General features: G+C 59.6%; 6 protein-coding genes. 5 read left to right on the top strand and 1 reads right to left on the bottom strand.

The window, feature by feature from the left end; genetic code table 11:
- Positions 1–100: 100 nt before the first annotated feature.
- The 5 genes from BFP70_RS12205 (at position 101) to BFP70_RS12225 (ending at position 6,080) form a co-directional block, all read left to right on the top strand.
- Positions 101–511 (top strand): TnsA endonuclease N-terminal domain-containing protein, encoded by a 411-nt coding sequence (locus BFP70_RS12205; RefSeq protein WP_066011906.1) that lies wholly within the window; start codon positions 101–103, stop codon positions 509–511.
- Entirely contained in the window at positions 508–2,652 is a 2,145-nt protein-coding gene (locus BFP70_RS12210) for a Mu transposase C-terminal domain-containing protein (protein ID WP_066011908.1), read from the top strand. The genes BFP70_RS12205 and BFP70_RS12210 overlap by 4 nt, the downstream gene beginning before the upstream one ends.
- Positions 2,642–3,595: an ATP-binding protein gene (locus BFP70_RS12215; protein ID WP_066011910.1), complete on the top strand. Its 954-nt coding sequence runs from the start codon at positions 2,642–2,644 to the stop codon at positions 3,593–3,595. Before BFP70_RS12210 ends, BFP70_RS12215 begins: the two co-directional genes overlap by 11 nt.
- Positions 3,592–5,403, top strand: a complete 1,812-nt coding sequence (locus tag BFP70_RS12220; RefSeq protein WP_066011911.1) for a TniQ family protein — start codon at positions 3,592–3,594, stop codon at positions 5,401–5,403. The genes BFP70_RS12215 and BFP70_RS12220 overlap by 4 nt, the downstream gene beginning before the upstream one ends.
- A 407-nt stretch (positions 5,404–5,810) precedes the next feature.
- Positions 5,811–6,080, top strand: coding sequence for an AAA family ATPase (locus BFP70_RS12225; protein WP_255356694.1), 270 nt, complete (start codon positions 5,811–5,813; stop codon positions 6,078–6,080).
- On the opposite strand, the gene BFP70_RS20715 is transcribed toward BFP70_RS12225, so the two are convergent.
- Positions 6,077–6,195: IS3 family transposase (locus tag BFP70_RS20715; RefSeq protein WP_218059680.1), on the bottom strand; the 119-nt coding region annotated here is incomplete at its 5' end. The two genes, BFP70_RS12225 and BFP70_RS20715, sit on opposite strands and share 4 nt — an antisense overlap.

Here is a 6,195-nt window from a genome sequence, read left to right on the forward strand (position 1 = left end):
CCAAAACATCATGTACAACACCTTGTTCTACCGCGGGCCGGAGCCGAGCCACGCGACCCGAGTTCCTGCGCGCCGTTCAAAAGGAAGCCTTCGTGGCTCGATGGTCGCATCGCTGCCCGGCTTCGAGCGCCCGCGCATTATCCACTTCGAGAGTGCGCTCGAATACGCCTTCCTCTGCCTGATGTTGGTACGTCCCGACGTGCACCACATCCGCGAACAACCCCCGGCGATATCCTATGTCGGCACTGACGGCCGCCCCGCGCGGCATGTCTTCGATTTCTTGGTCACGAAAACGGACGGGGAGCGCGTCGCCGTGGCGATCAAACCTATGCAGCGTGTGCTGAAGCTGAACTTTGCATCCGAGCTCGAAGCTGTTGCGGCCGCGGTTTCCAAATCCTTTGCAGACCGCGTGCTGCTGGTCACCGACCAGCACATCGATCGGGCTGCCGCTGCCGAAGCGGCTCGGACACTCGCCTGGTCACGCCCCTCATTGATGGAGGTGGCGGCATGACCCTGCGTTTCCGCTTCTCGAACTCCGACATGATCACCACGGCAGGCGTCGCCATGCGCCCGCTAGAAATCGACGACAAAGGCGGCACCTTCGAGCGCGTCGGCCAGCCGGGAATTACTGAGGCGTTTTCCCACCAAGAGCTCGCCGAAATGATGCGTCGGCCGGACACGACCTACTTTGCCGGGTATTTTGATCGAGCCACCCAAGAGGCCCATCGCGATAAACCTGTGCAGGTCATCAGCGAACTGTCGGAAAAGACCGCACGGCTGGTGATCTGGCGGAAAGCCGTCTGTGACGCCTTCCTTGCTCTCGAAGCTGCGGGCCTCGTCAAACGCACGCAGCGGGCCTATGAGCAGGCTAAAGCGCAGCTCGCATCAGTGACGGCCAGGCTCGTTGGTGAAGGCGCAGCGGCCTTTGCCAAAATACGGCCGGGTAAGGAGATTAAAACTCGCAAGCTGCCGGGAAGCCGGACGGTCTTGCAGTGGGTCCGCTCCTATCAGGCCGCAGGCTACTCTGCACTTTCGCTCATTCCGGCCACTCACCTATCCGGTAATCGGACCCGGCGTTGGTGTCCAAAGGCGGAAGCCCTGATGAACCAGGTCATCGAGATTTACGCCGACACGCAGCAACCAACCAAAGTCCAGTCTATTCAGGAGACTCGGGCACTGTTCGCCGAAGAGAACGCGCGCAGAGCCAGCGCGGGGGCAACGCCGCTCACGATCCCCTCTGCCTCCAGCGTTAAACGCCGATTGGACTCGGCAGACCCATTCTACGTCTGCGCAAAACGATTTGGCGTGTCTGCAGCCGCCAGGAAATTCGCAATGAGCAGCAACGGTCCCGATGTCGTGCGCCCCATGGAGCGGGTCGAGATGGATGAAAACAAGCTCGACGTCGTGTCGTTACTGACGCTGACAGGCATCTGGGAGCACCTGCCGCCGGATCGGCAGAAGAAATTCGAGACAGGGCGGCGCTGGATGTATCTAGCGATCGACTGCGCCACGAAATGTGTCGTGTCGATGCGACTGGCCGACAATCCGAACTCGGATGATGCGATCCGCGCGCTGCGGCAGATTTTCGAGGACAAGACCCCGCTGGCCCAGGCGGCCGAATGCGAAAGCACATGGCATCATCATGGCGGGATCGGAACACTTGTGACCGACATGGGGCCTGCCTTCGTCTCGGACGCCTTCCAGGCAACGGTAGCGTCACTTGGGGTCACGTCGCACTTGCCGCCCGCTGGCATCCCATGGATGCGGGGACACATTGAGTCCTTCTTCCGCACACTCGGACATCAGCTCATGCCGCTCTTGGCAGGTCGAACCTTTTTCGACACCATCGATCGCGGCGACTATCCTTCAGAAATGCTCGCCTGTCTGTGTGACGACGACCTGATCAAGGTCCTGCTGACCTATATTGTTGATATCTACCACAACCAACCGCATGGCTCTCTGAACGGGGAAACTCCGAATGCAGCCTGGAAGCGGCTGGTGGCTGAACACGGGACGCCTCCGGTTCCGGATGGCCTGACCCTTCGAAAAGCATTTGGGCGACCTAAATCCCGGAAATTTAATAAAGAGGGCGTCCTGTTCTCGGGCCTAAGCTATAGCTGCGAGGCGTTGCGAGAAGCGCACCTACACTCTCCCATACGGGAGGTGGAAATCAGGGTTGATCTGCAGGACATCGGGTGGATAGCCGTCAAGGTCGGTGCGTCCTGGTATCCTGCGCTCGCCAATCAGCCTGGCTTCGAGGGCGTGAGCTTCGAAGAGCTGCGAGAAGGCATGCGTGCCGTTCGCCACGTGCACGCCAGTAACGCGCAGTTGGACGCGCCCAAAGTCCAGCGGGCAATTGCGCGGATCTCCGAAGCGAACCGCCGCGCATTCGCTCTGCGCGCCCTGACCCCTTTCCATGTGACCGAGGTGGACGTCGCCCGCGCAGATGCTGCACTGCACTATCCGCTCCGCTCTGATCAGCAGCGGCTGGGACACATGCCGCCGAGCAACGACCTGCTCAATGGTGCAATCTCCATTACTCCGCCAACGGACACATCTCGGAAGCCGGACAGCGACGATAACGGGCCGATCTCAGAGCGTCGAACGAGACGTAAGAACCGCAGACGCTGGGGGTTCAACGATGGGAAATGATCTGATCACCCGAGCGGCACAACGGGTCGCTGAATTGAAGGCATATTTCGTCGATCACGAGCGCTTCGTTCCTCTGGCAGAAGGGTTTTCCATCCTCGCTGAGAAGAGGCTCGTAGACATCCAGACCGACCGTATCAGCGAGGCGCAAGGGCTTGCCCTGTCCGGGCACTCCGGGGCCGGAAAAAGCGCGGCAATCACCCATCTTCTTGCCCAAGAAAGGCAGCGGCTGGCCGATCAGGGATACGGAGATTCAACCATCATCAGCTTGCGGGTGCCATCACCCGCAACGCTGAAATTCGTCGGGCAGATGCTCCTTCGGGCGCTCGGCTACCCTATCGGTGCCGATCGCCATGCCTGGTACATCTGGGACCTGGTCCAACATCACCTGAAGGAGCGGCGCGTTTTGTTCGTGCATCTCGACGAGGCGCAGGACCTGGCGTCGCGGGGCACCAAGCACGAGCTGGATTCAGTGACATCCATGCTGAAGACTCTGATGACGGACCCGGAATGGCCAGTTGGGATCATTCTGTCGGGCACAAACGAGCTGGAAGACATCCTCAACCACGACCATCAGCTCGCTCGGCGCATGCGGACCGTTCGGTTCGAGAGCCTATCCGCTGCTGCATATGGTGATGATATTCTCGACCTGCTCGAGAACTACTGCGAACTGGCGCAGCTCGAACCAGAGGATGACGTTCTGGAATTATCCCACGGCGAACGCGTGGTCCATGCTGCGGCAAACCAGTTCGGCATCGCCATTGTCCTGATCCTCGACGCCATCGAGGATGCCTACTTGCAAGGCCAGAAGACGCTGAACCAGCGCAATTTCATCAGGGCCTACCATCGGCGGACCTCCTGCGATGCCGAGTTCAACCCGTTTGTCGTGCCGGACTTCATGCGCATCGACGCCCGCCAGGTGTTTTCTCGGGAGAACCGCACATGATGTTGTCACCCCTCAAGCCGCTTCCCCTCACCGTCACCCCGGTACCCGGTGAAAGCGCGACGTCGCTTGCGTCCCGCATCGCGCGGAAGAACGGGACTGCCAGCCTTCAGTCTTTCTGCGCCGACATGAGCATTTCCTATCGCGCCCTGAAGGTCGGCGACCCGGTGGAGATTGAGCGGGTAGCCGCACTCGCAGGGTGTGCTCCCACCAAACTCCGCACTTGGACACCCCACGCCCCGTCGAAGACGAATTATCAGCTAGGAGCAGAGGCGCCGAGGTTCACGGCCTACAGCCGAAGCACGATCAGAGGATGCCCGAAATGTGCCGCTGAAGCTCTTTCAGAGCAGGGTGCCCATGGCCCGTTTCATCTCGGGGCATGGCAGCTCACTTCAATCCGGACCTGCGCCCGGCATTCTTGCATGTTGATCGAGGTCCCGCCTCCCTCGCATCACAAGCACAGCTATGATTTCGCGCGGATGGTCGACAACATGGACATAGACGACATCCAGTTTGTTGCCGAAGAGGCGCGATCTCTGGAACGCTACCTCCTTGGCCGATTGGATGGCACGCCCGCAGGCTGTTGGCTCGACACGCTGGAGTTCCATGTCGCAGCACAGCTTTGCGAGAATTTTGGCCTTTTGATGACGCAAGGCCCCAAGGCCACCCGAGCGGAAACGACCGAACGACAATGGCTTGAGGCCGGTGCAGCAGGATACGACCTCCTACGCAACGGGCCTGATCAAATGGTCGCAGCGCTTGAAGAGCTTCGCATGGAGGCAGGCCCTGGCTGTCACACCTACGGTGCGATTGCCGGTTCTTTCCTGACCTGGCTGTCCCAGCGTGAGGATGATGCTGCCTTCAATCACATCCGCCGGATTGTTTTCGACTATATTCTGCGGACGTATCCCGTGCTCGTCGGTAGCACCGTCCTGCGGATACGGTGCGACAGGCAACAGGTGTATTCCCTTCGAAAAGGCGCAAAGGCCTACGGGATCGACGAACGGATGCTGCGCCATAAGCTCTTGGAGCGTGGCGACATCTCGAGAACGGGAAAATCCGGTGCCATCACCTATCGTCGCTATCCCTCACGGGAGACGCTGCAGGAACTCGCCGATGAAACAAATGGGCTGCTCCGCGGGTTCGACGCTGCAGACTATCTCGCGGTGGACATCCACCTGCTGCGCATTTTCGTCGTGGTAGGGCTCGTCAAGAAGGCCGGAGAGATGGCCCGAAACGCGCCGTATTTCCGGAGGGAGGATCTCGACGCCTTTCTCGGTCGTTTGAATCGCCAAACACGCCCCGAGCTGGAACCGGCCAATGATGAGGTTTCTCTCATTGCGGCCACGCCCGCGTGCCAATGTTCGACCCTCGAACTCCTGCACCTGATTTTCGAACATGATATTCCGCTACGTTGCGTGGCGGGTGCAGACGCAAGGTTCAACGATTTCCTGATATCTGTAGAGCGGGTAAAAACGGCCATAGGCCAGAACTCAGCTGGTGCGATCAGCATGTCCGAGGCTGCCGGCAAGCTTGGTGTCGACACCGCAACAATCCGCAACCTGATGAACGCGGGCTACTTGACCGCTGCTCCAAAGAGCCAAAAGTCCTCAGAACGCTGGCGGGTGGTCGATGAGGCCTCCGTCACAATCTTCGCCGAGCACTACATCTCTGCTACCGATCTTGCCCGCGAGTTACGACGCGATCCCGCCAATCTCTGCCGCGAGCTTTACAAGAACGGCGTCGAACCACTCATCTTCAACGGCGAAAACCGGATCATCTTTCGCCGTCGCGATGTGAACGATAGATGAGGTCAGGAATGATGGTGGGATTTGCTGCCTGATTGGGCCGAAGCCTGTGCATTCCATCCCCAGGACCTTCTGACACGATAACCCTTGAGAAAGCCGACCACTGCGTCGGCTTTTTTCATATCTTCCGAGAGGCAACCCTATCTGACGAAAAAGGCAGCTTCAGTTCAGCATCGAGATTTCGGGGTACTGAATTCAAAAGGAAATTTTGACGCTCAAAGGCAAAACTATCTGCCCCTTCCCAGGCGTTGAAAAGCACCAGATAGTTCTGCCTTTCTAGTCAGGGGATTTGCCTCTGCCACGCAGACCGGTGCTGTTTTCCCTACGAAAATCCATGCTGCTTCGATCCACGCCAATGGCGTGTTGAACGCTGCGCAGCCCTTCCCCTCTCAAACCCGAGGATGGCCCATGTGCGACCGTTTCTTCGTCGTGACGGGCGGCCGTGGGTCGCGGGCAAGACCAGCCTGATCACCGAGCTCGCCCGCCGCGGCCTCCACACAATCCCCGAATCCGTCCGCGCGGTCATTCGCGAGGAAATGGCCAGCGGCGGAGACGCTCTCCCTTCGGGGAATCGCATGGCCTATGCCGAACGGATGCTTGAGCGCGACCTCCGCGCCTACGAGGACGCACAGGCCCTCTGGACCTGTCGCGTATTTGTGCCGCCCCCAGTGCTCGTTTAAGCCCCTTGGCGTTCGAAGGCCAAGGGGCTTTTGCCTCCCAATGCTGAGTGCCGACGGCGCGGGTTATAGAAGCCGTTGATGTATTGGAAGATGGCGGTTTCGGCCTGGCGTCGGG

This window comes from Thioclava sp. SK-1, from assembly GCF_001705665.1.
GTDB lineage: Bacteria > Pseudomonadota > Alphaproteobacteria > Rhodobacterales > Rhodobacteraceae > Thioclava.

Excerpts from the sequence above, each read along its gene's own strand:
- BFP70_RS12205 (WP_066011906.1), top strand. The coding sequence starts at position 101 with ATGGTCGCATCGCTGCCCGGCTTCGAGCGCCCGCGCATTATCCACTTC.
- BFP70_RS12210 (WP_066011908.1), top strand. The coding sequence starts at position 508 with ATGACCCTGCGTTTCCGCTTCTCGAACTCCGACATGATCACCACGGCA.
- BFP70_RS12215 (WP_066011910.1), top strand. The coding sequence starts at position 2,642 with ATGGGAAATGATCTGATCACCCGAGCGGCACAACGGGTCGCTGAATTG.
- BFP70_RS12220 (WP_066011911.1), top strand. The coding sequence starts at position 3,592 with ATGATGTTGTCACCCCTCAAGCCGCTTCCCCTCACCGTCACCCCGGTA.